At 65.9% G+C, this 25,281-nt stretch carries 34 protein-coding genes; 13 read left to right on the top strand and 21 right to left on the bottom strand.

All coding sequences use genetic code 11. The annotated features are described in order from the left end of the window. The first annotated feature begins 104 nt into the window (after positions 1-104). The gene (locus tag EDF56_RS14175) at positions 105-542 is read left to right on the top strand and encodes a cupin domain-containing protein (RefSeq protein ID WP_132388425.1); all 438 of its coding nucleotides are present in this window, start codon (positions 105-107) and stop codon (positions 540-542) included. Between the two features lies 1 nt (position 543). On the opposite strand, the gene EDF56_RS14170 is transcribed toward EDF56_RS14175, so the two are convergent. The 3 genes from EDF56_RS14170 to EDF56_RS14160 form a co-directional block, all read right to left on the bottom strand. Beyond that, positions 544-1,125: a hypothetical protein gene (locus EDF56_RS14170; RefSeq protein ID WP_132388423.1), complete on the bottom strand. Its 582-nt coding sequence runs from the start codon at positions 1,123-1,125 to the stop codon at positions 544-546. Between the two features lie 163 nt (positions 1,126-1,288). Beyond that, positions 1,289-1,600, bottom strand: coding sequence for a hypothetical protein (locus tag EDF56_RS14165; RefSeq protein ID WP_132388421.1), 312 nt, complete (start codon positions 1,598-1,600; stop codon positions 1,289-1,291). Positions 1,601-1,705: 105 nt separating this feature from the next. After that, the gene (locus EDF56_RS14160) at positions 1,706-2,065 is read right to left on the bottom strand and encodes a hypothetical protein (protein ID WP_132388419.1); all 360 of its coding nucleotides are present in this window, start codon (positions 2,063-2,065) and stop codon (positions 1,706-1,708) included. Between the two features lie 259 nt (positions 2,066-2,324). On the opposite strand from EDF56_RS14160, the gene EDF56_RS14155 reads away from it, so the two are divergent. Then, the gene (locus EDF56_RS14155) at positions 2,325-2,753 is read left to right on the top strand and encodes an OsmC family protein (RefSeq protein ID WP_132388417.1); all 429 of its coding nucleotides are present in this window, start codon (positions 2,325-2,327) and stop codon (positions 2,751-2,753) included. Between the two features lie 147 nt (positions 2,754-2,900). Here the strand turns inward: EDF56_RS14155 and EDF56_RS14150 are convergent, their stop codons facing one another. After that, positions 2,901-3,518, bottom strand: coding sequence for a hypothetical protein (locus EDF56_RS14150; RefSeq protein ID WP_207904700.1), 618 nt, complete (start codon positions 3,516-3,518; stop codon positions 2,901-2,903). 312 nt (positions 3,519-3,830) lie between these two features. Between EDF56_RS14150 and EDF56_RS14145 the strand changes: the two genes are divergently transcribed. Then, positions 3,831-4,124, top strand: a complete 294-nt coding sequence (locus tag EDF56_RS14145; protein WP_132388415.1) for a hypothetical protein — start codon at positions 3,831-3,833, stop codon at positions 4,122-4,124. 129 nt (positions 4,125-4,253) lie between these two features. On the opposite strand, the gene EDF56_RS14140 is transcribed toward EDF56_RS14145, so the two are convergent. Then, entirely contained in the window at positions 4,254-4,598 is a 345-nt protein-coding gene (locus tag EDF56_RS14140; RefSeq protein WP_243652592.1) for a hypothetical protein, read from the bottom strand. Between the two features lie 236 nt (positions 4,599-4,834). Here EDF56_RS14140 and EDF56_RS14135 point away from each other — a divergent pair, with 236 nt between their 5' ends. Continuing rightward, positions 4,835-5,416, top strand: a complete 582-nt coding sequence (locus EDF56_RS14135) for a hypothetical protein (RefSeq protein ID WP_132388411.1) — start codon at positions 4,835-4,837, stop codon at positions 5,414-5,416. Here EDF56_RS14135 and EDF56_RS14130 read toward each other — a convergent pair. Next, a complete protein-coding gene (locus EDF56_RS14130; RefSeq protein WP_132388409.1) occupies positions 5,413-5,799 on the bottom strand; it encodes a nuclear transport factor 2 family protein in 387 nt (128 codons plus the stop codon). The genes EDF56_RS14135 and EDF56_RS14130 overlap by 4 nt on opposite strands. Positions 5,800-5,807: 8 nt before the next feature. After that, a complete protein-coding gene (locus EDF56_RS14125) occupies positions 5,808-6,110 on the bottom strand; it encodes a YciI-like protein (protein WP_132388408.1) in 303 nt (100 codons plus the stop codon). Between the two features lie 175 nt (positions 6,111-6,285). Between EDF56_RS14125 and EDF56_RS14120 the strand changes: the two genes are divergently transcribed. Further along, entirely contained in the window at positions 6,286-8,541 is a 2,256-nt protein-coding gene (locus EDF56_RS14120) for a PBP1A family penicillin-binding protein (RefSeq protein WP_132388406.1), read from the top strand. A 264-nt stretch (positions 8,542-8,805) separates the two neighbouring features. Here EDF56_RS14120 and msrB read toward each other — a convergent pair whose 3' ends face one another. Then, a complete protein-coding gene (gene msrB / locus EDF56_RS14115; protein WP_132388404.1) occupies positions 8,806-9,210 on the bottom strand; it encodes a peptide-methionine (R)-S-oxide reductase MsrB in 405 nt (134 codons plus the stop codon). 73 nt (positions 9,211-9,283) lie between these two features. Further along, positions 9,284-10,162 carry a dienelactone hydrolase family protein gene (locus tag EDF56_RS14110; RefSeq protein ID WP_132388402.1) on the bottom strand — a complete coding sequence of 293 codons (879 nt, stop codon included), beginning with the start codon at positions 10,160-10,162 and terminating at the stop codon, positions 9,284-9,286. 111 nt (positions 10,163-10,273) lie between these two features. Between EDF56_RS14110 and EDF56_RS14105 the strand changes: the two genes are divergently transcribed. Then, positions 10,274-10,729, top strand: coding sequence for a sulfur transferase domain-containing protein (locus EDF56_RS14105; protein WP_132388400.1), 456 nt, complete (start codon positions 10,274-10,276; stop codon positions 10,727-10,729). Positions 10,730-11,035: 306 nt separating this feature from the next. Here the strand turns inward: EDF56_RS14105 and EDF56_RS14100 are convergent, their stop codons facing one another. From EDF56_RS14100 to EDF56_RS14090, 3 genes are read right to left on the bottom strand one after another with little or no spacing between them, the layout of a single operon-like run. After that, positions 11,036-11,440 (bottom strand): VOC family protein, encoded by a 405-nt coding sequence (locus EDF56_RS14100; protein ID WP_132388398.1) that lies wholly within the window; start codon positions 11,438-11,440, stop codon positions 11,036-11,038. Between the two features lie 11 nt (positions 11,441-11,451). After that, entirely contained in the window at positions 11,452-12,306 is an 855-nt protein-coding gene (purU, locus tag EDF56_RS14095) for a formyltetrahydrofolate deformylase (RefSeq protein ID WP_132388396.1), read from the bottom strand. A gap of 10 nt (positions 12,307-12,316) precedes the next feature. Further along, positions 12,317-13,336 (bottom strand): nitronate monooxygenase, encoded by a 1,020-nt coding sequence (locus EDF56_RS14090; protein WP_132388394.1) that lies wholly within the window; start codon positions 13,334-13,336, stop codon positions 12,317-12,319. A 147-nt stretch (positions 13,337-13,483) separates the two neighbouring features. On the opposite strand from EDF56_RS14090, the gene EDF56_RS14085 reads away from it, so the two are divergent. Continuing rightward, on the top strand, positions 13,484-13,924 hold the full coding sequence (locus EDF56_RS14085; RefSeq protein WP_132388392.1) for a hypothetical protein: 441 nt from the start codon (positions 13,484-13,486) through the stop codon (positions 13,922-13,924). A gap of 50 nt (positions 13,925-13,974) precedes the next feature. After that, complete coding sequence (locus tag EDF56_RS14080; RefSeq protein ID WP_132388390.1) at positions 13,975-15,270, top strand: acetyl-CoA hydrolase/transferase C-terminal domain-containing protein; 1,296 nt, start codon at positions 13,975-13,977, stop codon at positions 15,268-15,270. Between the two features lie 253 nt (positions 15,271-15,523). Here the strand turns inward: EDF56_RS14080 and EDF56_RS14075 are convergent, their stop codons facing one another. Beyond that, positions 15,524-15,859, bottom strand: a complete 336-nt coding sequence (locus EDF56_RS14075) for a GIY-YIG nuclease family protein (RefSeq protein ID WP_132388388.1) — start codon at positions 15,857-15,859, stop codon at positions 15,524-15,526. A gap of 89 nt (positions 15,860-15,948) precedes the next feature. On the opposite strand from EDF56_RS14075, the gene EDF56_RS14070 reads away from it, so the two are divergent. Beyond that, positions 15,949-16,479 carry a DUF2239 family protein gene (locus EDF56_RS14070; protein ID WP_132388386.1) on the top strand — a complete coding sequence of 177 codons (531 nt, stop codon included), beginning with the start codon at positions 15,949-15,951 and terminating at the stop codon, positions 16,477-16,479. An 80-nt stretch (positions 16,480-16,559) separates the two neighbouring features. On the opposite strand, the gene EDF56_RS14065 is transcribed toward EDF56_RS14070, so the two are convergent. After that, complete coding sequence (locus EDF56_RS14065; protein ID WP_207904711.1) at positions 16,560-17,804, bottom strand: aspartate kinase; 1,245 nt, start codon at positions 17,802-17,804, stop codon at positions 16,560-16,562. Positions 17,805-17,901: 97 nt separating this feature from the next. Between EDF56_RS14065 and ubiG the strand changes: the two genes are divergently transcribed. Next, positions 17,902-18,651, top strand: coding sequence for a bifunctional 2-polyprenyl-6-hydroxyphenol methylase/3-demethylubiquinol 3-O-methyltransferase UbiG (gene ubiG, locus EDF56_RS14060; protein ID WP_132388384.1), 750 nt, complete (start codon positions 17,902-17,904; stop codon positions 18,649-18,651). A gap of 323 nt (positions 18,652-18,974) precedes the next feature. Here ubiG and EDF56_RS14055 read toward each other — a convergent pair whose 3' ends face one another. From EDF56_RS14055 to EDF56_RS14035, 5 genes are all read right to left on the bottom strand, one after another. Continuing rightward, on the bottom strand, positions 18,975-19,484 hold the full coding sequence (locus EDF56_RS14055) for an ATP-binding protein (protein WP_132388382.1): 510 nt from the start codon (positions 19,482-19,484) through the stop codon (positions 18,975-18,977). Further along, positions 19,481-20,083, bottom strand: a complete 603-nt coding sequence (pnuC, locus tag EDF56_RS14050; protein WP_132388380.1) for a nicotinamide riboside transporter PnuC — start codon at positions 20,081-20,083, stop codon at positions 19,481-19,483. Before pnuC ends, EDF56_RS14055 begins: the two co-directional genes overlap by 4 nt. Positions 20,084-20,161: 78 nt before the next feature. Further along, positions 20,162-20,509 (bottom strand): ArsC family reductase, encoded by a 348-nt coding sequence (locus EDF56_RS14045; protein WP_132388378.1) that lies wholly within the window; start codon positions 20,507-20,509, stop codon positions 20,162-20,164. Between the two features lie 41 nt (positions 20,510-20,550). Then, positions 20,551-20,991 (bottom strand): hypothetical protein, encoded by a 441-nt coding sequence (locus EDF56_RS14040; RefSeq protein ID WP_165912188.1) that lies wholly within the window; start codon positions 20,989-20,991, stop codon positions 20,551-20,553. Between the two features lie 70 nt (positions 20,992-21,061). Beyond that, on the bottom strand, positions 21,062-21,376 hold the full coding sequence (locus tag EDF56_RS14035; protein WP_132388374.1) for an antibiotic biosynthesis monooxygenase: 315 nt from the start codon (positions 21,374-21,376) through the stop codon (positions 21,062-21,064). Between the two features lie 94 nt (positions 21,377-21,470). Here EDF56_RS14035 and aroC point away from each other — a divergent pair, with 94 nt between their 5' ends. Both aroC and EDF56_RS14025 read left to right on the top strand, forming a co-directional pair. Beyond that, the gene (gene aroC, locus EDF56_RS14030; RefSeq protein ID WP_132388372.1) at positions 21,471-22,589 is read left to right on the top strand and encodes a chorismate synthase; all 1,119 of its coding nucleotides are present in this window, start codon (positions 21,471-21,473) and stop codon (positions 22,587-22,589) included. Between the two features lie 15 nt (positions 22,590-22,604). Then, positions 22,605-23,105, top strand: coding sequence for an N-acetyltransferase (locus tag EDF56_RS14025; protein WP_243652591.1), 501 nt, complete (start codon positions 22,605-22,607; stop codon positions 23,103-23,105). Positions 23,106-23,255: 150 nt separating this feature from the next. Here the strand turns inward: EDF56_RS14025 and EDF56_RS14020 are convergent, their stop codons facing one another. Continuing rightward, complete coding sequence (locus tag EDF56_RS14020) at positions 23,256-23,843, bottom strand: hypothetical protein (protein ID WP_132388370.1); 588 nt, start codon at positions 23,841-23,843, stop codon at positions 23,256-23,258. A 173-nt stretch (positions 23,844-24,016) separates the two neighbouring features. Further along, positions 24,017-24,391, bottom strand: coding sequence for a hypothetical protein (locus tag EDF56_RS14015; RefSeq protein ID WP_132388368.1), 375 nt, complete (start codon positions 24,389-24,391; stop codon positions 24,017-24,019). 198 nt (positions 24,392-24,589) lie between these two features. Between EDF56_RS14015 and ahpC the strand changes: the two genes are divergently transcribed. Beyond that, positions 24,590-25,156, top strand: a complete 567-nt coding sequence (gene ahpC, locus EDF56_RS14010) for an alkyl hydroperoxide reductase subunit C (RefSeq protein WP_132388366.1) — start codon at positions 24,590-24,592, stop codon at positions 25,154-25,156. Positions 25,157-25,281: the final 125 nt, after the last annotated feature.

Raw genomic sequence — 25,281 nt, 5'->3', positions numbered from 1 at the left:
ATGGACCGTAACCTGTAACGCGGGCGCCGACGCGGGCTGTACAGCGGCCGGCGATTGCCCCCAATATCGCGCCCGAGACGCCATTGCACGCACGAAAGGCTTTCATGACAGAACCGGACGAAACGCCAGCCGGGATCATTGCCCGCCTCGGACTGGAACCCCACCCCGAGGGCGGCTGGTACCGCGAGACCTGGCGTGCCGAAGCCGCCGAAGGCGCACGGCCGACAGCCACCGCGATCCACTTCCTGCTTGAAGCGCACCAGCGCTCGCACTGGCACCGGGTGGATGCGGCAGAATTGTGGTTCTGGCATGCCGGTGCGCCGGTCGCGCTGTCTATCGCACCCGAAGATTCGGGCCCGGTCACCCGTACCGTACTGGGCGCACAAGTGCTGGAGGGCGAGGCGCCGCAAGTGCTCGTGCCGACCGGGCACTGGCAGGCGGCCGAACCGCTCGGCGGCTGGGCGCTGGTGAGCTGCGTGGTCTCTCCGGGCTTCCACTTCGGCGGCTTCGAGCTGGCCTCGCCCGGCTGGTCGCCCGGCTGAGTTAGCCTATCGAGCAGCCGCCGCCCTCGCTCGTCTTGGTGCCGTCGGGCCGATACCATGTCGCGATCGGGCCCGCCTTCTCGTCATAGTAGCAGACCGAGGAGACGCGGTTGGTCGCTGCGTCGACATGGACGGCGTAATTGCGCGCACCGCAGTTGTGGAGTTCGCAGCGCGACGCGGCGATCTCGTCGCCCACGCGCTTTACCGGCCCCACCGGCCCCTTCATCGCGGCAATGGCGGCGGCGGCCTTGGGATCGGTGACGGCAGCAGCCACGCCCGAGACCACCACCGGATCGTCAAAGAAAGCATGAGCGCCGACTTTGTCGAGCGGATAGGTGCCGATATAAACCGACATGTTCGCCTTGGAACGCGCGGCCGAAGTGGCGACTGGCGCAGCGGCGGGCGTGGCCGCGCCCGTCGCCATGGCCACCGGTTCGACCGTGGCGGCAACTGCGGTCGTGGCCGTGACCGCCGGTTCCTTGCTTCCGCAACCGGCCGCCAGCAGCAGCATCGCCGCCACCACGCTTGAGTGCCAGCTCAGTTCATATCCCCGGTTCAGGTCGTATCCGTGCAAATCGCGCATCGTCGTCTTCCGTGCGAAAGGATGGCCCGGCCTTAAGCCCCTGCCTCCTTTGGCAAACGTCGCCGATCCCCATCGGCTCCATCCGGAAGCGCGCCCCACACAAAAGAATATGCCTCCGCGCCTGTGACCCTGTCCAGCCGCACGCGCAGACCGGCAGGCCGCGCTAGCCCCGGAGGGCAGGCCGCAGGCGCAGCGCCATCATGATGATCAGCGGCCAGAACAGCGTGGCGATGGCATCGCCGATGGTGTCCGGCCAGCGCCATGACCCATGCGCGAGCCGATCCATATATTCGTTGGCCGCTTCGGCCACCGCCACCACCACGACCGGCCAGGGCGAGCTGAGTTTGCGGCGCATCAGAATCGCGGCGATCAGCCAGATCGTCAGGCCGGCATAAGTATGCGCGAACTTGTCGGGCTGGGGGCATAACGAGACAATCCAATCGATTGCCCGCTCATATTGGTGAACCAAGTCCATGGCGCGGACTTATGCTGCAAGGCACCATCGCGGTCCAGTGCGGACCGTCGCGTCCTGTGCACGGCCGGTGCTCGGCAGTGATTGGAGGCCCGCCCCCGTTTCCGTTCAGACCTTGCGTTGCAGCTTTACCAGCGCGCGGTCGATGGCATCGCGCGCGGCGGCATCAAGATTGCCCGATACCACCCGGTAGACGATCCGCCGCCCTTCCAGCGAATAGGCCACTGTCGCCATGTCGTCATTGAAGCTGGACAGATAGAGAGCGGGCTTGCGCTGGATAAGGGCGAGATCGTCCGCCCGGGGAACCAGAGTGTCGCGCAGGAAATACGCGCCCGTCATCGCATCGGGATCGACCGCGCCGGCTGCAGCGGGCAGCGGCTGCTCCAGGCTCTGGGCCGGACTCTGGCCCGGCCAGACCAGCGCCAAAGCCGCCAATCCTACGTGAAATGCCGTCAGGAATTGCTTCATGACACCATCCTCTTCCAGTGACGGTGCCGTCAGGCGGCCCGCCTTATCCGAACCCCGGACGATAACAGTCGATTAAGCAAACCCCAAGCGCTCAAGAGCCGGTGGGGCGATATCGGGATCCCGCGAAATTCCGCCGAATTTCGCCGTGGAATGCCGCTGCGTTCCATCGGGCCAGACCACTGTCATGACTCGGCCGCCTTTTCATGCGACACATCGCGGCCCGCGCATCGCGCCGGGCAGCACCGAAAGGACCTCCCCGATGACCACCAATTCCGCTTCCGCCCGCTACGAAGGCCTCGGCAAGGAAGGCAAGGGCTCGATTTCCACGCGTTCGGGCGTGCTTTCCAGCCAGCCCTACGGTTTCGGCACCCGCTTCGAAGGCAAGCCCGGCACCAATCCCGAGGAACTGATCGCCGCTGCCCATGCCGCCTGCTTCACCATGGCCACGAGTTTTGTCCTAGCGCGCGAGGGCTTTGCCGAAGGGACGCTGGACACCCAGTGCACGATCACCCTCGATCAGGCCGACGGCGGTTTCGCGGTGACCAAGTCGGCGCTGGTGCTCAAGGGCGCGATTCCCGGCATCTCGGCGGAAGATTTCGCCCGATTCGCCGAGGAAGCGGAGAAGAACTGCCCGATTTCCAAGCTGCTCGATTGCGAGATCACGCTGGAAAAGTCGCTCGAAGGCTGACGCGATGGCGTGCGGGGGGCTGCCCCAGAGCATTTTCAAGTCAGGTGGGATCACCTGACGACTCGGAAAATGCGGCAAACAAAGAATAAACAGAGCATGATCCGAAGGGATCATGCTCTGGCGGCCTCCCTCATACTTCGGGGGCGCTTACGGAGTGGGGTCGACCTGTACGCCCTTGATGGCCTTGTCTTCGGGCCATCCGCTCTCGGCGCCTGCGGTGGCTCCGCCGATCTGGAACTGCCGGTCCTCGATGATTCCCGATTCGGCCGCCGAGCGTGACGGTTCGCCGGGCTTGGTGATCTTGGCCGGATGCTGGTCGCTCCACGCGCAGCCCTTGCGGACTTCGTCTCCCACGCGCAGCAGGGCATTGAACGGATAGCGCCGGTCCGACATGCCATCGCTGCACGGCCCGGGCTCGATCGCGATCGTGTATTCCTTGTCCAGCAGCGTGCCGCTGAATGAAACCCCGCCGCGCCCGGCGAAGCGGGCCACGGAGACCTGGTCGCCGCCCGGCCGTTCGGGCGTACGATAGGTGAGGAGATTGTTGCGAATCTCTGCATTCCAGAACGGCTCGGTGCCGACCACGCGAATCCGCTCGGCAACGGCAATCCCGCTCCATGGCTTGTGATCGTCGCGGTCGCCCGGAACGCCGTGTCCGGCATCGTTGCCGCCATGGCAGGCGGCGAGAAGCAGGCAGCCCAGCGTGGCCGCCGGGAGGCTGGTTTTGATGCGGCGCGGCATGCAAGTCACGGAACCCATTGGCATCCTGAGAGCGTAACCGGGGTCAGCCACCGCCGCAAGAAGGAACGATTGCAGCCTCTGCACGCTGTCCGGAATAGCCAAAAACCGGGGGACGTTGGCCTCGCAAGCCGCAATTTTTTCTCCGGCCGGACGCTTTTCGCCCGATGTTGTCTAAGCGCATAACTTGTCGGAGTTTTTCCACTATGTTGCGTTTTCCTCAACATAGGTGGCATCTATTGCCATTGCGAAAAGGGGGCCTCCCATCCATGTTGCACTGCAACAAGAGGTTGGATGCCCCTTAGGCGATCTCCTTCCTCACCAGTTAGGGATTTTGCCATGTTCAAGACGATCTTTGCCGGTGGCGCCGCCATCGCCGCTGTTGCCCTGGGTGCCGTTTCCGCTCACGCCGAAGACGCCCGCGACTTCCAGCACGACGGCGTGCACTACAACTACACCACTGCCCAGAAGGGCAACGTGACCGTGATCCAGGGCACCGCTTCGGGCCAGGTTCCGTTCCGCCTCTACGTGAGCGGCAACCGCGTGACCGGCACCTACAACTCGCGCAATGTCGATTTCCGTCTGGCCGATGCGCGCAACGCGCTCGCCGGCGCTGCCGACAAGAGCAACTGATTTCGCGGCGGCCGGGCTTTGGCCCGGTCGCGGTGAATGAAACGAAAAGGGCGCCGCCCCGGCCGGGGCGGCGCCCTTTTCGTGCGCGCAGCTCGGGACGGCGCCCTCGCCCCTAACGGAAATGCGGCATCAATGCCGCTTGCCCAGGATCGCCGCGTGGCTGACAAGGCGGACCTCAAGGTCTCCGCCCGGCTCGATCCCGTGCTGCGCGCAAAGCCGGTCGCGCAGCGCCTCGATGGCCTCTTCGTCGCTGCCTTCGGGCAGGGGGTAGCGGGCGATCACCACGCCGTCCGCCGCATCCACCACGCTGAAGTGGCTCGACATGCAGGAGGCGGCCAGCGCGTCGAGATCCAGACCCTCGGCCAGATTCCAGACTTTGCCCTCTCGCGATCGGATCTGCTTGCGGCAATGGCGGCAGGTGCAGAGGATCGATCCGTCCTCCTCGCGCTCGCGGCGGCCGTCGGGCTGGTGCACACCCCGGTACCAACAGGGTGTCATCGCAAAGGAATCGCGCCGCGTGTACATCTGCTAAAATAGCCTCATGGGTATGGCTTAACCGTCTCATAATCCTGATTGCCGGATCGTTACCGGCACCCTCCGGGGAAATACGCAGATGCGCGTTTCGCCGTTCACCGCCCTCCGTTCACCGACCGGACAGGGCAGACTGTCTAGGCGGCGCGCGGGAAGCGGCGGAATCATACGGGACGTGAGTGACGATGGGTGCGGGTAAGTGGATGGTTCTCCTGCTGGTGGCAGGCACGGGTACGGGCTTCGTCGCTGGCGGCATGGCGGCGGGCGGCATGCGGCAACTGACCGAGCGGTTCGCCCCGCACGACAATGCGGCACCGCAGGGCTATGTGGCGTTCAACGCCGGTCCCGACAGGTCACGCAGCGACAGCGCGATGGCGGAGCGCCATGTCTATAACGATCAGGAAGGCTATCCGCTTGAAGGCAACGACGGCGACGAATACGCCTATGCGCCCCAGCCGGACGGTCCCGCCTTCCGCGCGGCCCCTGCTCCCGGCCAGATCGTGATCCTGCGCGGAGACGGTTGGCAAGGTCCGGACTGGCAGAGCGACGATGGATCGGACGACAGCAATTATGCGCAGGCCGCGCCGCGTGGGCGGGCCTATGCGCCCTCACCGCAATACGCCCCTCAATATGCGCCCGACCGGCAGATGCGTGCGCCCGCGCCCGCCGGACCGCCGGTTCAGGACGCCGCTTCGGCCGCCGCCGCCCGCGCCCGCGCCGCTGCGGACGACGTGACCGCCGCCGAGCACGGCACCAGTTAAGCCAGCGTCAGGAAGATCTCGGCCTCGATCACCCACTCGCCGCCGAGTTCGCGCCACTTGGCGCTATAGCTGCCCGAAGCGACCATGGCGCCCGCAGCGTCGAGGCCCTGCCAGCGGCCATGCTCCATGGCGATGGGCTCGACCGGCGATATCTCCAGCCGCTCCGGCGTGCGCACATAGACCATGCGCCCTGCGGCAGCGAATTCGCGGCGCCAGACTTTCACTTGCCCCATGCGTCCGGCGATCACCGCGCTGTCGGTGCCGGTCACCATCACGCAGTCGCGCGCGAGAATCGGGCCGATCGCGGCGGCATCGCCCTCGGCAATGGCGCGGTTGAACGCGGCGCGGCGCGCGCGGATCGCGAGTTCGGCGGAAGCGCTCATGGAACCGCTCATGGATGGGCCGGATTCGCCGCCTGCGAACCCACCACGGTGTTCCAGCGGCGCACGGTCCAGCGCTGCACCAGCCCCTCCGTCACATAGGGATCGGCCGCGGCGAATGCCTCGGCCGCTTCCGGTCCCGCGCCTGCGAACAGCAACATGGCGGCATCGACCGGATCCTCGATAGCGCCGCCCAGCAGCAGTTCGCCGCGCTCGGCGGCGGCCCAGGCCAGCGCCAGATGCGCGCCGCGAAATTCCGGGCGCCGGTCGAGATAGTCGGCGGCGAGGTGATAGGTGAGCAGATAATGAGCCATGCGCGCCCTTCTGCCACCGGCCGCTGCGCAGTTCCAGCGCCACGGAATCCGGGCGTTCCAAGGCATCCCCAGGAAATCGGAACGCGCCCCGTTAACCTCGGGTTACAAAACCCGCGTCCATGGGGTAGAGAGCGCTCGGACCGCCCGGTCCACATAAGGGATCTGCACCTAGAAAATGGCCAAGAATACCGGCCGGAGCCGCTCGTCCGGCGGGCCCTCCTCCTCGAATCCGAAAGAATCGTCGTTCTTCGGTCGCCTCGTGCGGCGCGTGCTCGTGTGGGGGGGAGCGCTGACGTTGCTGGCCGCCATCGGCATCGGCACCGCCGTTGCCGTGACGATGAGCCAGTTGCCCGCTTTCGACGCCCTCAAGAGCAGCCAGAACGGCCAGATGATCGTCGTGCGTGCGCGCGATGGCAGCGAACTCGTCTCGCTCGGGCCGAGCTATGGCAAGTGGCTGTCCTATAACGAGATTCCGCCCGTCATGCGCGGCGCCATGGTTTCGGTTGAGGACCGCCGCTTCCGCGATCACGTCGGTGTCGACGCGCTCGGCCTTGTCCGCGCGGTCTATGTCTCGCTGACCACCGGCGGCCGCGCCAAGGCGACCTCCACGATCACCCAGCAGCTCGCGCGCAACGTGTTCCTGAACAACAGCCGCTCGATGGGCCGCAAGGTGCGCGAAGCCGTGCTGGCGCTGGCGCTGGAGCGCAAGTTCACCAAGGACCAGATCCTCGAACTCTACCTCAACAAGGTCTATTTCGGCGGCGGCGCCTATGGCATCGACGCGGCCAGCCGCAAGTTCTTCGGCCACCCGGCCACCGAACTCTCGACCGCCGAGGCCGCGATCATCGCCGGTCTGGTGAAGGCGCCTTCGAACTATTCGCCCACGGCGGACCTCGATGCGGCCAAGGGTCGCGGCGAAGTCGTGCTGGGCCTGATGGTCAAGAACGGCGCGATCACGCAGGAAGAGGCCGACAAGGCGGACATCGCCGATGTCGCCGTGAACCATGAAAAGGGCCAGAACTCGGTCCGCTACTTCACCGACTGGGCCCTCCCCCAGCTCGACACGCTGCTGCCCGATACCAACGAGCCGATCGAGGTCTGGACCACGCTCGACCCGAAGATGCAGCAGGCCGCGACCAGCTCGATCGCCGCCAATGCGCCGCAGGGCGCACAGGGCGCGCTGGTCAGCCTTGACCGCGACGGTGCCGTCCTGGCCATGGTCGGCGGCACCGACTACGTGAATTCGAACTATAACCGCGCCACCAATGCCGTGCGCCAGCCCGGCTCTGCGTGGAAGCTGTTCGTCTACCTTTCCGCGCTGGAAGCCGGCTACACGCCCGACGACCGGGTGATGGACGAACCCGTCACCATCGACGGATGGAGCCCGCAGAACGACGGCCGCAACTTCGCCGGCCAGATCGACGTGCGCACCGCCTTCGCCTATTCGAAGAACACGGTGGCCGCGCAGCTCGGCAACGAAGTGGGCTTCGGCACCGTCGCCTCGATGGCGCGCCGCTTCGGCATCAGCACCCCGATCAACACCAAGCCCGCGATGGTGCTTGGCACGTCGGAAGTGCGCGTGATCGACATGACGCGCGCTTTCGCAGCGATCTCGGCAGGCGGCACCTCGGTCGAGCCTTATGGTATCGTCAAGGTCACCACCACGTCCGGCCAGGTGCTCTACGAGCACAAGTCGGTGCGCGGTCAGGTCCTCGTGCCGCCGAACGTCGCTGCCGGCATTACCGACCTGCTGCAGACCACCGTTGCCACCGGCACCGGCCGCGCCGCGCAGATCGGCCGTCCGGTCGCAGGCAAGACCGGCACCACCAGCTCGAACAAGGACGGCTGGTTCCTCGGCTTCTCCAGCGGCATCACCACCGGCGTATGGATGGGCCGCGACGATGCCCACCCGGTTCCCGGCCTCTCCGGCGGCCACGCCCCGGCGCGCGCCTTTGCCGATTACATGAAGGTCGCCGTCGCCGGCCGCCCGGTCGAGCAGTTCCAGACCGAGGTCAAGCTGCCCGAATGGCAGCTGGAACCCGACGACGAGGCCCTGCAAGGCAGCCCGGACGACTACTATTACGTCGACGAGAACGGCAATGTGGTGCACCCCGGCGCGAACGATCAGGGCGACGGCCAGCCGCGCTACGAAGACGGCACCGTCGGCCCCGGCCCCGGTCCGGGCACGCCGCAGATGCCGGACTACGGCCCCGGCGGCGCTGCCGCTCCGGGAGCGGCGCCGGGCTCACCGCCCGAGCGCGCGCCGCGCGCACCGGGGGGCGGCGCTCCGCCGGCCGCCAACGATGACTTCCTCAGCCGCGCCACCGGCCGCCCCGCGCCGGATGACAGCGCACGCGGCGGACAGGGATCCGGCGCCGCGCGGCCCAGCGCGACCCGAACGCCCTCTCCGGTGCGTACACCGGGCGTCTGAGGCCGATCGATACGAGAAAGGGACCGGATTTCCGGTCCCTTTTTTGTTTGGGCGTGAGGCTGAATGCGCCCGCACCCTTCTTGCGAAACAAAACCGCGTCGTCCCCGCGCAGGCGGGGACCCCGCTTTTCTTGAGGCGTAGCGAAAAGGCAGCGGGGCCCCCGCCTTCGCGGGGGCGACGAGGTGCTATTGGTCCACCGTATCTACCGCATTGCTGCCATGGGGCGTGCCAGTTTCAGCCGCTCCCCCGCAACACCCCAAAACCTCAGCCCTCATCCTCGGGCTTGAAGTCCAGCGAGGCACTGTTGATGCAGTAGCGCAGGCCCGAGGGCCCGGGACCATCCGGGAACATGTGACCAAGGTGGCCTTCGCACTTGGCGCAGCGCACTTCGGTACGGACCATGCCGTGCGACACGTCCCGGTGCTCGTCAACCGCCTCGGCGTTGACGGGCGCGGTGTAGCTCGGCCAGCCCGAGCCCGAATTGTACTTGGTTTCCGACGAGAACAGCGGCGCCCCGCAGCCGGCGCAGAAGTACATGCCCTCTGCCTTGTTGCTTTCGTATTTGCCGGTGAAGGCGCGCTCGGTCCCGGACTGGCGCAGCACCTGGTACTGCTCGGGGCTCAGCTTTTCGCGCCATTGTTCTTCGGTGAGATGGATCTTGTCGGTCATCGGCTTCTCCTTGCGCCCGAATATGGGAGAAGCGGCCCCCGCTTTCCAGTATCCCTTCCTGTCTCGGAGCGGTTTACAGCGTCGCGTAGAGCGCCAGCATCCGCTGCCACGCCTTGTCCGCCGCGTCCGGGTCCCACGAGGGGGAATCGGGCACGCACCAGCCATGGTCGGCGGGATAGACCTCCACTTCGGCAGCGCGGTTCGCAGCCTCGGCGGCCTGTTTCAGGTCGGTCTTCTGGTTGGGCTGGCTGGCATCGTCGTTGCGGGCGATGGCGAAGAGGAACGAGGCCTGCGTCTTTGCGATCAGGCGGTGCGGGCTGTCGGGATCGGCCGTGACCAGCCCGGCGCCGTGGAGCGAGGCGGCGGCGCGCACATGGTCCGGCTCGGCAGCGGCGGCGCGCACGGTGAAGGGGCCGCCCATGCAATAGCCGTTGCTGCCGATGCCGCGCTTGGTGTCGACCGCCGGATCGCCCAGCAGGAAGGCGACATAGGCCCGCGCATCGCGCGTGATCGCCTCGGGCTTGAGCGCGGCGCGCAGCGGGGCGACCTTGGCCTGCCCCTCAGGCGTGCGGTAGTCCGAGAAGCTCTCGAACGTCGGGGCCGGGCCGCCGCGATAATAGGGGTTCACGCATAGCACCGCGTAGCCCTCTGCCGCGAGCGTGCGGGCCATGATCTTCATCGCCTCGCGCAGGCCGGCAATGTCGGGCCACATGATGATCCCGGGATGCGCGCCCTTGCCGGGATGGACGAAGAAAGCGTCGGCCACACCGTCGGTGGTGGTGATCGAAACCATCTTCTCCTTGACGCCGCTGCCGCCGGTCTTGGGCAGGATGCTGCCCCCCGTGCACCCGGCCAGCGCGGCGCTGGCGCCCAGCGCGGCAAACGTGCGGCGGTCGAGCCCGCGGCGTTTCAGGTTCTCGTCTTCGGCCAGAGCGGTGAAGTCGTCACACATCGAACGGATGCTCCATAGTTACCCGGCCGCAGTTGTTTTCGGGATGGAATTCAGGCTAGCGACCATCATGACGCATGGCGAGTCCCCTCCTTCACGAAAGGCACGGAATCGATGGACGACCCCAAGGACATCGCCTGCTGGCAGCGCATCGACGCGCGCCTCACCACATCGGGCAAGCTGGTCGAGGGTGATCCGGGCCGGTTGGCCGCGCTGGGCGTGCGGCGGGTGATCAACCTTGCGCTGGCCGACCATCCCGATGCCCTGCCCGGCGAGGCGGCCGAGCTGGCGGCAGTCGGGATCGATTACGTGCACATTCCGGTCCCCTTCGACGCGCCGGGCGAGAGTCACTTCGCTGCCTTCGAAGCTGCGATGGCAGACGCGGGAGAGGTGCCGGTGCACGTCCATTGCATCTTCAACTGGCGGGTTTCCGCCTTTCTCTATCGCTGGAACCGCACGCGGGGCATGCCAGAAACCGAGGCCCGCGACCTGATGCGCGTCCAGTGGGAGCCGGAGACGAATTCCCACAACGACGCGCCCGTCTGGGCACGCTTCATCGCCGGGGATTAGGGGACGCTTCGCGGAGTACGGTGAGACTCTCTCTCCCTCTCCCTCTCCCTCTCCCTCTCCCTCTCCCCACCCACTCCGCTCATCCTGAGCTTGTCGAAGGATGGACACCTCGCGCCTCGCCCGCAGGGGCTTCGACAAGCTCAGCCTGAGCGGGTGAAGGAGATGACGGGGCGACCCGGAAGCCAGCGCCGCGCCCTACAACGGGCGCCTTCAGCTCAGGACCAACGCAGGAACGCCACTCGCGCACTGGGTGGATGCCGCATTCGCCCAGTTGGCCGGGTGCTGGCAGCCAACTCCACCAGCCGCCTAGGCAGCGCCGGGGAAATTCAGTTCGATATTCACGGCGTTGGGATCGACCAGGAATATCTGCGCCAGACCCAGCGAGGGATGCTCCATCGCCCGGTGCGGCACGCCCATCTCCTCTATCCGCGCGCGCATTTCGGCAAAGCCGGTGCAGCGCAGCGCCACGTGGTGGAGCGCATTGGTCGGCAGCCCCGGAACATAGCCATCGTAGCGTTCCCGGGCCGTCGTGCGGTCGACAAGGTGGACGATGGCATTGCCCGCCGAATCGCGCATCCAGTAGCCGGCGATATGCGAGGCCACCGTCGAGTTGGGGCTGCGCGTCAGGCCCAGCAGGTCCTCGTAGAACCGCGCGGTGCCTTCAAGGTCCTCGGTCAGGACATTGACGTGATCGATACCGCTGACCTGCATTGCAACCTCTCCTATCCTCTGAACACCACCGTGCGTGCGCCATTGAGCAGGACGCGATCTTCAAGGTGGAGCCGCACGGCCTCTGCCAGCACGCGCCGTTCGATGTCACGGCCCTTGCGCACCATGTCCTCGGGCGTGTCGGCGTGAGTCACCGCTTCCACATCCTGATGGATGATCGGCCCTTCGTCGAGGTCTGCCGTGACATAATGCGCCGTGGCGCCGATCATCTTCACCCCGCGCGCATGCGCCTGATGATAGGGCTTGGCACCCTTGAAGCCCGGCAGGAACGAGTGATGGATGTTGATGCAGCGGCCCGAAAGGAACGCCGCCATCTCGTCCGAGAGGATCTGCATATAGCGCGCCAGCACCACCAGTTCGGCGCGCGTCTCGTCCACCAGCGCGCGGACCTGCGCTTCCTGCGCGGACTTGTTGTCCTTGCTGACCGGCAAATAGTGGAACGGCAAGTCGCCGATCATCGCCGAATCGATCGCCTCGCGCGGGTGGTTGGAGACGATGCCCACCACGTCCATCGGCAGCTCGCCGATGCGCAGGCGGTAGAGCAGGTCGGCCAGGCAGTGATCGAACTTGCTGACCATCAGCAGCACGCGGCGCGGCCGGTCGCGGCGGGTCATCGACCAGGCCATGCCGTATTCGTGCGCGATGGGGCCGAAGCCCTCGCGCACTTCCTCGCGATCGGCCGAACCGGGATCGAAGGCCACCCGCATGAAGAACTTGTCTTCATCCAGGTCGTTGAACTGCTGCGCCTCGATGATGTTGCCCCCCGCTTGCGCGAGGTAGCCGGTCACCCGGGCAACGATGCCCGGGCGATCGGCGCAGGACAGCGCGAGGATCAGCGGTTCTGCCATGGGTCGATCCTCAGGCCGCAGCGCGGTTGGAAAGCGCGGTCTCGGATTCGGCCATGAGCGCGGCGATGATGTCCGTCACCGGCTCTTCCTTGCTGACCATGCCGACCGACTGGCCCGCCATGATCGAGCCGTTCTCCACGTCGCCGTCGATCACCGCGCGGCGCAGGGCACCGGCCCAGAAGTGCTCGATCTTGAGCTGGGCCTCACCCATGTCGACCTCACCGGCGTCCAGCAGGCGCGCCACTTCGATCTGCTTGGCGGTGAATTCCTCGGTGCCCTTGTTCTTCAGCGCGCGCACCGGGATCACCGGCAGGCGCGGATCGACCTGCACCGACGCCACGGCATCGCGGGCCGAAGCGCGGAAGAAGGCCTTCTTGAAGTCCGGATGCGCGATCGATTCGGTGGCGCAGGCAAAACGGGTGCCGAGTTGCACGCCCGCCGCGCCCATTTCGAGATAGCCGGCCATCGCCTCGCCCCGGCCGATGCCGCCCGCCACGAAGACGAGGTGATCGCCGGCGAGCGCGGGCAGGATTTCCTGCGCCAGCACCGAGGTCGAGACCGGGCCGATGTGGCCACCGGCTTCCATGCCCTCGATCACCAGCGCGTCCGCGCCGGAGCGCAGCAGCTTCTTGCCCAGCGCCAGCGTCGGCGCGAAGCAGATCACCTTGGCGCCCGATGCCTTGATCGCTTCCACGCTGCCCTTGGGCGGAATGCCGCCCGCGAGCACAACATGGCTGACCTTGTGCGCCGCGCAGACCTCGATCAGGTCGAACAGCTGCGGGTGCATGGTGATGAGGTTGACACCGAAGGGCTTGTCGGTCAGGGCGCGCGTGGCCGCGATCTCCTTGTCGAGAAGATCCGGGTTCATCGCCCCGCAGGCGATCACGCCGAAACCGCCGGCATTGCTGATCGCCGAAACCAGATTGCGTTCGGACACCCAGGACATGGCGCCGCACAGGATCGCATATTCGCTGCCGAGAAATTCGCATCCCCGCGCCATCAGCGCAGAGGTCTTATTGGTGGCGGCCATCGAAGCTCCCATAGCCCGCATTCATGAACGAACGAGCGCCATAGGGTGCGGAAACGCGCGGCACAAGCCGCGCCTTTGCGAACCTTCCGCCATCACGCCCTTCCCCAACCTCCCTTGAACGATCCAACCACCGGACCCTTGCACGGTATGACCAATGCCCCCCGTGGCGCCCTGCGCCAGCCTTCCATTCTCTTCCTCCTCGCCCTGGTGGTGATCGCGGGCGTCGCGCTCGCCGCCACAGTGGTCGCGCGGCCGCATGTCGCCGCGACCGGCATGACGGCCACGCCCCGTTTCGCCAGCCTTGCCGATGGCGACCGCAAGGCCTTGCTCGACATCGAGATCATGGCAAGCAACGTCGCCGCGCGCCTCGACGGCACCAGCGAGGATCGCCAGCTTGCCTTCGTGCAGCTTGGCGTGCTCTCCGCCTCGGTCCACACGCTGGACGCGGGCGTGCCCGTCAGCCTGCGCCGCCATATGGCCGAGCAGGTCAGGCTGGCGCACGAAGCCGTCAAGCAAGGCCATACGGATGCGGCAGCGACCACCCTGCGCGAACTCAGCAGCCATCTCGCGTCCGGCCGGGCGGTTTAGGAATTTTCGCGAGGCTTGATCTCGTCGCCCGGGGGTGAGACCCATGGGCGATGGATGTCCGCAGCCTCTACCAAGCCAAGCTGACCACGGCCGACATGGCGGTGCAGGCGCTCGAAAGCGACAGCGACCTTGCCATGGGCATGGCCGTGGGCGAGCCGCCGGCACTGCTGGCCGCCATCGCCCGCCGGGCCGAGGCCGGCACGCTGCGCGACCTTCGGGTCTGGTACCTGCTCTCGCAAGTCCATGCCGGATCGACCATCCTGCGGCGCGACCTGCTGGGTGCCATCCGCCCGCAATGCCTGTTCATGAGCGGCATCGAACGCGCGCTGATAAAGGCCGACCCGGCGGCCGAGGCGCTGATCGACTTCGTGCCCTGTGCGTTCTCCGGGTCCGCGCGCCTGCTGCGGGACGAGATCGAACTCGACGCCTGCGTGCTCACGGTCTCGCCGATGGATGCGGACGGCTATTTCAGCTTCGGCGCGGCGAACGACTATACATCGGTGGCCGCGCATTGCGCCCGGATCGTGATCGTGGAGGTCAACCCGGCAATGCCGCGCGTCGCCTGCCCGCGCCCGCTCCACATCTCCGAGGTAACCGCCATCGTGGAAAACCACGTCCCGCTGCTCTGCTTCGGTGAGGCGGCGGGATCGCCGGAGGACGAGGCGATTGCCGCCTCCATTGCCGAGCTGATCGATGACGGCGCCTGCCTGCAGATGGGCATCGGCAACCTGCCCGCCGCGGTCTGCCGCCGCATCGGCAATCGCCGCGATCTTGGCATCCATACCGAACTGCTGACGCCCGCGATGGCCGGGCTGGCCCAGTCCGGAGTCGTCACCAACCGGCTCAAGACCACGCAGCCGGGCCTTACCGTCTATTCCTTCGCGATGGGGGATGAGCCGTTCTACCGCTGGATGGACGGCAATCCCGAGGTCTATTCGATGCCGGTGGACGTGGTGAACGCCCCTGCCGTGATCGCGCTCAACGACAAGGTGGTCTCTGTCAACGCGACGATCCAGGTGGACTTGCAGGGCGCCTGCAATTCCGAATTCATGGGTGGGCGGCAGTTCTCCGCCGCCGGTGGCCAGCTGGATTTCGTGCGCGGGGCCTATGGCTCGAAGGGCGGCGTTTCAGTGATTGCCTGCCGCTCTACCGCGCTGGGCGGCACGGTGAGCCGCATCGTGCCCAAGCTGGACGGGCCCGTGACGACGCCGCGCAACGATGTGCACTGGATCGTCACCGAGCATGGCGCCGCCAACTTGCGCGGCAAGTCCCTGCGCGAGCGGGCGGAGTTGCTGATCGGGCTGGCCGATCCGAAGTTCCGGGACGAGCTGGCCAAGGCGCTCTAACCTTATCGCTGCAAAGCAGACTTAGCCTCAAAACAGACTTAGCCTAAAACACCCGTCGCCCCCGCGAAGGCGGGTGCCCCGCTTTCTGGTTTCACGCGGAGACGCGGAGACGCGGAGAGATCGTGCAGCAGTCCACCGTTCTCTCTGCGTCTCTGCGTCTCTGCGTGCTGAAATAAGAACAAGCGGGGTCCCCGCCTTCGCGGGGACGACGAGGTGGTTTTGGTTATCCTTGCGCTCAAATCGGGGCTTGCGCCTAAATCGCCATCGCCCCGAGCCGCTCGACCCAATCCGCATGGCGCTTCTTGAGTTCCCGCCCCAGCCCAAGGCCGAGTTCCTCGGCATCCAGAACTTCCAGCACCTCGAACGCAAAGGCGTCCGCTCCATGCGCGTTCCATGCCTCCTGCAACGCGCGCTGCGGCGTCGTGCCCTGTCGCAGCGTGAACGACAGCCGGTTCCAGATCGTCGCAAGATCCGGCGCGCGGCCGACCCAGGCCTCCCCGCTCGCCGTGCAGCGCAAGGCGTAGACGCCCGGATCAACTTTGCGTTCGCGATATTCGGCAATGGCGGCCTTGCGGTCCTGACGTTCCATGGTTCGATTCCCTATCGTATTTTCACCCGGATAAATTGACTCGCACGCAAATTCAATTTACCCGGGCAAAAATATTGTCAGGACCCACGATGACCCAGACTTGCACCGCCTTCATCGGCACCACCCGCGCCGCGCGCGGCACGCCCGCCGAACTGATCGGCGCCCTGCACGGCCGCGAGCAAGGCGTGCTCGTGTTCGACGATGCCACCGGCCGCCCGGTCGATCTCGACTGGCGCGGCGTCGCCGCTCCTGCCCCCGAAGAGAGCGAAGCCCCGCGCCGTCGCGGCCGTCCGAAGCTAGGCGTGGTCGCCCGGGAAGTGACGCTGTTGCCCCGGCAGTGGGACTGGCTGTCCCAGCAGCCCGGAGGCGCCTCGCAGGCGCTGCGCCGCCTTGTCGACGAGGCCCGCAAGGCCGACCACGGCCGCACCGCGCGGCGCATGGCGCACGAACGCGCCTACCGCGTCATGTCCGCGCTCGGCGGCGACCTGCCTGGATTCGAGGAAGCCAGCCGCCTGCTCTTCGCGGACAGGCTGGAGGATTTCGCCAAGGCCCTCGCTCCGTGGCCCGGCGATTTACGTGATCACGTGCTCGAACTGGCCCAGCCCTCACTGGAAGACTGATACGAAAAAGGCGGCGCTCACCGCGCCGCCTTTCTCTAATTCACACTATTCCGACCGCTCACCCTGAGCTTGTCGAAGGGTCAGGCCGCAGCGTCGAGCCCGTAAGCCGTGTGCAGCACGCGCACCGCCAGTTCGGTCTCGTCGGTGTCGATCAGGACCGAAACCTTGATCTCGCTGGTCGAGATGGCGATGATATTGATCCCGCGATCGGCCAGCGTCTTGAACATGGTCGAAGCGACACCCGCATGGCTGCGCATGCCGACGCCGACGACGCTGATCTTCGCCACGCTGCTGTCGGCGATCATGCGGTAATAGCCGATGGCTTCCTTGCGCTCTTCCAGCAGCGCCTGCGCGCGGACGAGGTCGGCCTGCGGCACCGTGAAGGTGACGTCGGTCTCGCCCTTATCCTTGGCGACATTCTGGATAATCATGTCGACGTTGATGTTCGATTCCGCGAGCGGCGCGAAGATCGCGGCCACGGCGCCCGGACGGTCGGGCACGCGGGTAAGGGTAACCTTGGCTTCGTTCTTGTCAGCGGCGATGCCGGTGATCAGCTGGCGTTCCATGTCGCTTCCTTCAAGTTCTTCGTCGCTGACGATCATCGTTCCGGGGAGGGTGTCGGCCGCAGGGGCATTCTCGTCAATGAACGAGGACAGCACCTGAACGCGCACGTTCTCCTTCATCGCGAGGGAGACCGAGCGGGTCTGCAACACCTTCGAGCCGACCGAGGCCAGTTCGAGCATTTCTTCGTAAGTCACCAGCGGCAGCTTGCGTGCCTTGGCAACGATGCGCGGGTCGGTGGTGTAGACGCCGTCGACATCGGTGTAGATGTCGCAGCGGTCGGCCTTGACCGCCGCCGCCACGGCCACCGCCGAGGTATCCGAACCGCCACGGCCCAGCGTGGTGATGCGGCCATCGGGCGAAACGCCCTGGAAGCCCGGGATCACCGCGATTTCACCGGCAGCCATCGAGGCCAGCAGGGCGTCCGAATCGAAGTCTTCGATACGGGCCTTGGCATGGGCGTCGTCGGTCTTGATCGGCAGCTGCCAGCCGAGCCACGAGCGCGCCTTGCAGCCCATCGCCTGAAGCGTCAGCGCCAGCAGCCCCGAGGTGACCTGCTCGCCCGCGGCCACGACCACGTCGTATTCCGCCGGATCGTAAAGCGCATTGGCCTCGCGGCAGAAGTTCACGAGACGGTCGGTCTCGCCCGCCATCGCCGAGACGACGACCGCCACTTCATGGCCCGCTTCCTGCTGGCGTTTGACGATACCCGCCACGCGCCGGATTCGCTCGGTGCCGGCCATCGACGTGCCGCCGAATTTCATCACGATGCGTGCCAAGGTCTGGTTGCTCCCCATCAGGATTGTGCGCATGACGGATGCGCGTGTGGATAACGGTCGGGCGCGCTGTTAGGGGGGAGTCATGGACAATGCAACTGCTTCGAACACGCCTTCCGGCGCAACAATCGATCCGAAGGAAGCGGCGCACTTCGGCGCCATGGCCGCCGAGTGGTGGGATCCGAAGGGCTCCTCGGCCATGCTCCACCAGCTCAACCCGGTGCGCCTGGGCTTCATTCGCGCCGCGATCGATACGCATTTCGGCGCCGATTCGCGCGCGTTGAAGCCGCTTTCCGGCAAGCGCGCGCTCGATGCGGGCTGCGGTGCCGGGCTGCTCTGCGAACCGCTCGCCCGCCTTGGCGCGGCGGTGACGGGCGTGGACGCGGCGGCGGAGAACATCGCTGCGGCAAGCGCCCATGCCGAGGCGATGGGCTTGCCGATCGATTACAAGCACGGGGAACTGGGCGCGCTGGGCCTCTCCGGTTTCGACCTCGTCTGCTCGCTGGAAGTGATCGAGCATGTGACCGACAAGGCGCTGTTCATCGGCCAGCTTGCGGATGCGCTGGCGGACGATGGTCTGATGCTGCTCTCCTGCCCCAACCGCACCGCCGCCTCGCGCCTGCTGCTGGTCGAGGCGGCCGAGCGGCTGGGGAAAGTCCCGCGCGGCACGCACGACTGGAACCAGTTCGCGACGCCCGACGAACTGCGCGAACTTTGCGAAGGGGCAGGTCTGGTGATGGGCGAGCCGAAGGGCATCGCCTGGTCGCCGACGCGCGGGCTGCACTTGTCGGACGATCTTTCGCTGAACTTTATCGTGACGGCGCGGAAGGGCTGAGGCCTCCAAATTCCTCCCCTGCAAGGGGAGGGGAACCGCCCGAAGGGTGGTGGAGGGGTGTAACGCTCTCGCCATGGCGCGCCATCGAGAGGCTGATACCCCTCCGTCAGCGCTCCGCGCTGCCACCTCCCCTTGCAGGGGAGGATCTGGAGCCCGCGCTCTAACTCGATTACCCGCTACATCTCGTCGTCCCCGCGAAGGCGGGGACCCCGCTTGTTCTTGCGTCGTGGGGAAAAGGAAGCGGGGCCCCCGCCTTCGCGGGGGCGACGGGACTGCTGTTAGAACTTCTTCGGTTAGAACTTCTTCGGTTAGGGCTTCGGCGTTTACGGCCCTACGCCTGCAAGAAGCTCCCCGATAGCCGCCCGCACCTGAGCCTCCCGCTCCTCCCACGAACCGCCGATCCGCGTGAACGAGACTCCCGCCCGCACCAGCATCTCCTCGGCCAACCCGGCAAAGCGCGCCCGCGCCTCGTCGGTGCCGAAGAACCGCGTACCATCGTCCCGCCACGGCACGTCGGGCGAGAACAGCAGGTAGTGATCCGCCTTCGGGTAGTTCATCAACACATCCGGCACCTCGCCGAACAGCATCTCGGCCCAGGCGGCGGTCATGAGCTGATCGGTATCCAGCACCAGCAGCGGCGGACGCGCGGCCATCGCCAGCCGGTTCTCGTCCGCCTGCCCCTCGGCAATGGCGAGCAGGTCGGCCATCGTCAGGTCGGTCCCACGCTCCTCGCAGTACGTGCGGCCATACTCGGGCACCCACGGATGGCCGAGCCGCGCGGCGAGCACCGACTTGCCCGTGCTTTCCGCCCCGTGGAGGCAGACCGTGATCATGCGATGGCTGCTGCCGCTTCCCGCTCGCGCTCGCGCGCGTTCTGGGCCTTCTCGGCAGCGATCCACTCGCGCAGGCCCAGCACCGACATCGTCAGCATGACCAGATAGAGCACCACTGTCGGCCAGAGATCCTTGTAGACGTAGACCCCGATCGACCCCAGATCGATGGCGATCCACAGCACCCAGTTCTCGATCCGGCGATAGGCCAGCAGGACCTGCGCGGCGATCGAGGCCCCGGCGATGGCGGCATCGGCATAAGGCAGCGAGGCATCGGTGAACTTGTGCATGACCCAGCCGAGGTTGAGCGTCAGCGCCACTGTCGCCACCAGCCAGAGCATGCGGCTGAACACGTCGAGCCGGCGCACCGGCACCCGCGTTTCGCCCCCTCCCGCACGCACCCAGAGCACCCAGCCCCAGACCTGCGCGGCCAGGAAGAACACTTGCAGCCCCGCCTCGCCATAGAGCTTGGCCTCGAAGAACACGAAGAAGTAGAGCGCCACCATGGCGATGCCGAACGGGAAGTTCCACACGCTGCGCCGCACCAGCAGCGCGATGTTGGCAAGCCCCAGCCCTGCCGCAATCCATTCGACCGTGTTCATCGTCGCCCCTTCAATCGTCCCTTCAATGTGCAGTCCCGACTCCGCTCAGCCGGACCGCACTCGGGTAAATCCATTCGTTCAGGACAGCGCCGCGTCCCATTCGTCCTGCTTGAAGCCCACCAGCAGCCCGCCCGGATATTCGACGACCGGGCGCTTGATGGTGCTCGGCTGCGCCACCATGATGGCGATGGCCTTCGCCGCATCGAGGTCGGCCTTGTCCGCCTCGGGCAGCTTGCGGAAGGTAGTACCCGCGCGGTTCAGCAGCTTTTCCCAGCCCGCCTCTGCCACCCATTTTTCGAGCCGGGCCGGATCGGCGCCTTCCTTCTTGTAGTCGTGAAACGTGTAATCCGTGCCGCGCGCGTCCAGCCAGTTACGCGCCTTCTTGACGGTGTCGCAGTTTGGAATCCCATACATGGTTAACGTCATGTCACGTCCCTTAATCCCAAGACTGGCAAATTTGTGGCCCGTTAGAAGAAGCGAGCGTCTTGCAAACAAATCGCATCGACAAGACCAAAGACATGCTCCGCTAGCGGCGTTCCGACAATGTCTTCTCGCCGCAACACACCACTCACCAGCTCACTTTTGGCAAACGTTCGATCAGCGGCATCGATGACCATGAACGCGGGAGGCTGATCTTCGGATTCACGATACAACAACGATGCGGCCACTCTATCCTTGGATGTTGTACCGTCTCCCCAAGCGCCAAGCACGAGATCGAGATGGGCGCCCGGCTCGTCAAGATGACCTGCGGTCCAATGCATCCAATAGGCAGCAACCGTAGATTCGCCGTGGTGGACCAAACCCCAAACGCTGCGGCTTGCTTCCCCACAGCAATCACAAAGACCGCCACTTTCATCAAGCAGTTCGACGGCATAACCAGCTGTCGTATCAGACATGATCACGAACACCCGCTACGAGGAATTCCGTCTACAACCGTTGCATTCTGCTCGCAGTTGGGGATGCCGTAGAATTCAAGGCTCACGAGTCGGTTTCCCTTTCGAAGTGGCGCACTCGCGGCTCGTTGCAGGCGAAGAGTGTATAGTTCTGGTAATAATGCTCGCGGCCCTTGCCCTGCACTTCGGCGTGGGCGGCCACGCGCCGCCAGGCCAGCGCGGCGGCTTCGTCCGCCCATTCGGACAGGGCGATCACTTCGCCGTCGTCGCCGGTGTAGCTCTTGAAGGCGAGGAAACCGGGCTGTGCGCGGGCCAGCACCTCCATCGCCTCGGCATCGGCGGAATAGGCTGCGGCATCGATATCGGCACGCTTGCGATTGCGGAATACGACCAGGAACATAGCCCGCTCATGGCCTCTCGCGGCGCATTCGGCAAGCATGTGACGCGCCGCGCATGCTGGACAAACCGAAGATTGCGCGCCAGAGCGCGAGGCCATGAGCGTGAACACTTTCGGCCGTCTTCTGCGATTCACCACCTGGGGCGAGAGCCACGGACCGGCCATCGGCGCCGTCGTCGACGGGTGCCCGCCGGGGCTTGCCATCGATGAGAGCGTGATCCAGCCCTTCCTCGACGCGCGCCGCCCCGGCCAGTCGAAGTTCACCACCCAGCGGCAGGAGCCGGATCAGGTCCGCATCCTTTCGGGTGTGTTCGAGGGCAAGACCACGGGCACACCGATCAGCCTGATGATCGAGAACGTCGACCAGCGCTCGAAGGACTATTCGGACGTCGCCAAGGCCTATCGCCCGGGCCATGCCGACTATGCCTACGACGCCAAGTACGGCTTCCGCGACTATCGCGGCGGCGGCCGCAGCTCGGCGCGAGAGACCGCCAGCCGCGTAGCGGCGGGCGGTGTGGCGCGGCTGGTGATCCCGGAAGTGACGATCCAAGCATGGGTCAGCGAGATCGGCGGCGACGCGATCAACGGGAGCGTCCGCCGGCAGCTAATCGAAACGGTGGCCGGCTATAACAAGCTGACGGACGGCTCGCCCTGGCCAACGATGCAGGAAAACCCGTTCTTCTGTCCCGACCCCGAAGCCGCGAAGCGCTGGGAGAAGATCGTCGACGATGCACGGCTTGCCGGCTCCTCAGTCGGCGCGGTGGTCGAATGCGTTGCCACCGGCGTTCCCGCCGGCTGGGGCGCGCCGCTCTATGGCAAGCTCGATGCCGATCTGGCCGCCGCGATGATGGGTATCAATGCGGTGAAGGGCGTGGAGATCGGCGACGGTTTCGCCGCCGCGCGCCTGACCGGCGAGCAGAACGCCGACCCCATGCATCCGGGTGCGAATGGCCCCGAGTTCAGCGCCAACCACGCGGGCGGCATTGCTGGCGGGATTGCGACCGGCCAGCCGGTGGTGGTGCGCGTGGCTTTCAAGCCGACCAGTTCGATCCTCACCCCGCAGCCCACCATCACCCGCGAGGGCGAGGCGACCGAGCTGTTCACCAAGGGCCGCCACGACCCCTGCGTCGGCATTCGCGGCGTGCCGGTGGTGGAGGCGATGATGGCGCTGGTGCTGGCCGATCACAAACTGCTCCATCGCGGCCAGTGTGGCTGATTTCGCGAGGCTGAAGTGATCGCCCTTCGCTCAGAGCAGGACGGCGACGCCGCAGCCATTGGCGCGCTGGTGACCGCCGCCTTCCTTGGCGCCGAGCATTCGAGCGGTACCGAAGCCGCCATCGTCGACGCCCTGCGCGCCTCTGGCATGCTCAGTGTCTCGCTGGTGGCAGAGGAGGATGGCCTGATCGTCGGCCATGTGGCCTTCTCGCCCGTCACTATGGATGGCACGGATCTGGGCTGGTTTGGCCTCGGCCCGGTGGCGGTCAGCCCGGATCACCAGAGACGCGGCATCGGCGCCCGGCTGATCGAGGCCGGCCTTGCGCGGTTACGTGACGCCGGTGCGCAAGGCTGCGTGGTGTTGGGCGATCCGGCCTATTACGCCCGCTTCGGATTCGAGATCGATCCCGCCCTCGTCTATCCCGGCGTGCCGGCCGAGTACTTCCAGCGCCTAGTCCTGGCGGGGGCCGCACCTACAGGCAAAGTCGCCTATCACCCGAGCTTCGCCGCAAGCTGACCTTCCTCCCCTGCAAGGGGAGGGGGACCGCCAAAGGCGGTGGAGGGGTATCCCCCTCTCGATAGCATGACACCCCTCCGTCATCGCTTCGCGATGCCACCTCCCCTTGCAGGGGAGGATCAGTAAAACGTCAATCGCCAGCTTCGTTCGTTATAGGCCGTCTTCGCGGTCCGAAAGCCAATCTCGATATGTCGTCCGCAAGTGTTCCACGTCGCCGTCGGAGCTGGGAAACAGGTCGAAACCTCCATCATAGGGCGCGAAGATGCCTCCGGTTTCACGACTGATCCAGAGGACATAGGCAGGACCATCGTCCGCGACCGCAGCGATTTCAGCATCGAACGCCCCGCTTATCCATTCTTGCTCTCGGACATAGTACCGCCAGACCGGCTCATATTCTTCTTCCTCGTAGCTCCCGATGAACTCTCCGTGCCCTTCCGCTTCGTCAGCCCGGGCTTGCACGATCCAGCATAGCATTCCCGCGCTGAGTAGCGCCGTTCCGAGAGCGTTCGCGCGCGACAGGATGATGGCGCGCTCTGCGGCATTTTCAGCATATCGCTTGGCCCCGGGCAGAGCATGAAAGCGCACCCACGGAACTGCCGTCTCGCGCAATTTCCAGCCCATCGGCTCGACTTCGGGATGCGCGCGGATCCAATGTTTCAGGAATGAGCCTTGGGTCGCCTCGGATGATGGTCGCAGCATGCCCCCACGATATAGAGGGGAGAGCAGCTTGCCACCCAAATCCGAAATCCTCGCAAAGGCGGCGAGGATGTTTTCAAATACTGCCGTTCACGTCACCGCCCTCTCCAAACCGCTCAGGCTGAGCTTGTCGAAGCCCCCGCGGGCGTGGCGCGAAGCCTCACATCCTTCGACAGGCTCAGGATGAGCGGCGGTGGAGTTCGCGGTATCCGCCCTTAATCCAGCTTCGCGTCCGCCAGCGGCGCTGTCCGCGCCTCCAGCCTACCCTCGCCGCGATAGACCAGCGCGCAGCTTGCGCTGCCGGCGCAGAACTGTTGCACCGGCGCCAGCGCGCGGGCGCCGTAGCGGTAGGTCAGCTTGCCTTCGGTGATCTCGAACCCGGAAATGTCGCGGATGCGGTGTTCGTGCGCGAACATCACCGCGTGGCCCTGCTTTACCGGCGCCCAGAACGACCACTGATCGTAAAGGCGATGGTGATAGCGGAACTTCATGTCGCCATCCGCCCGGTTGTCCAGCGAGGTGGGCCAGCTGTTGCAGGCGGCCAGCGATGCGCAGGCCGCTGCCAGCAGCGCAAGTCGTATCGTCTTCATGCCTCCCCCTAAACCCTCTTTCCGCATCGCCGCACGGATTTTCGCACGCGCGAGCATTTTATCGACAGAAACGTTCAATTCATCGTCAGTGATCGATCAATCCGATCAACCCAATCGGATCAACACCCTACACATCGGCGCCCCGTCCGCCTATCTCGGTCCTCGAAGTTCAACACCCAATCGAGGGAGAATACATCCATGGGTATCATCGGCAGCACCATCAAGCCTTTCAAGAACACCGCTTTCCAGGCCGGCAAGGGCTTCTTCGACGTCACCGACGCCGACATCGCCGGCAAGTGGGCCGTGTTCTTCTTCTACCCCGCCGACTTCACCTTCGTCTGCCCGACCGAGCTGGAAGACCTGGGTGAACAGTATGCCGCACTGCAGGGCATGGGCGTGGAAGTGTACGGCGTTTCGACCGACACGCACTTCAGCCACAAGGCCTGGCACGACACCTCGGACAAGATCGGCAAGATCCAGTACGCGTTCCTGGGCGACCAGAACCACGCGCTGACCGAAGCCTTCGGCGTTCTGCGCGAAGATTCGGGCCTGGCCGACCGCGCCACTTTCGTCGTCGATCCCGAAGGCGTCATCCAGATCATGGAAATCACCTGCGAAGGCGTTGGCCGTAACGCTGTCGAACTGGTCCGCAAGATCAAGGCTGCCCAGTACGTCCGCGCCAACCCCGGCCAGGTTTGCCCGGCCAAGTGGGAAGAAGGCGGCGAGACCCTCGCTCCCTCGCTTGACCTCGTCGGCAAGCTCTAAAAACTACGCGATCCCACGGGTCGCGTGCTGAAGGTGCGCGGCCCGGGGCCTCCCTCCCCCCGTGCCGCGCCCCCATGCCCCAAGCTATGGCGCGCCGGTGAGGAACCTGTCCCCGGGCCGCCCCT

The sequence above is a fragment of the Novosphingobium sp. PhB165 genome, assembly GCF_004341845.1.
Lineage (GTDB): Bacteria > Pseudomonadota > Alphaproteobacteria > Sphingomonadales > Sphingomonadaceae > Novosphingobium.
This window is presented reverse-complemented; position numbering and strand designations above follow the sequence as displayed.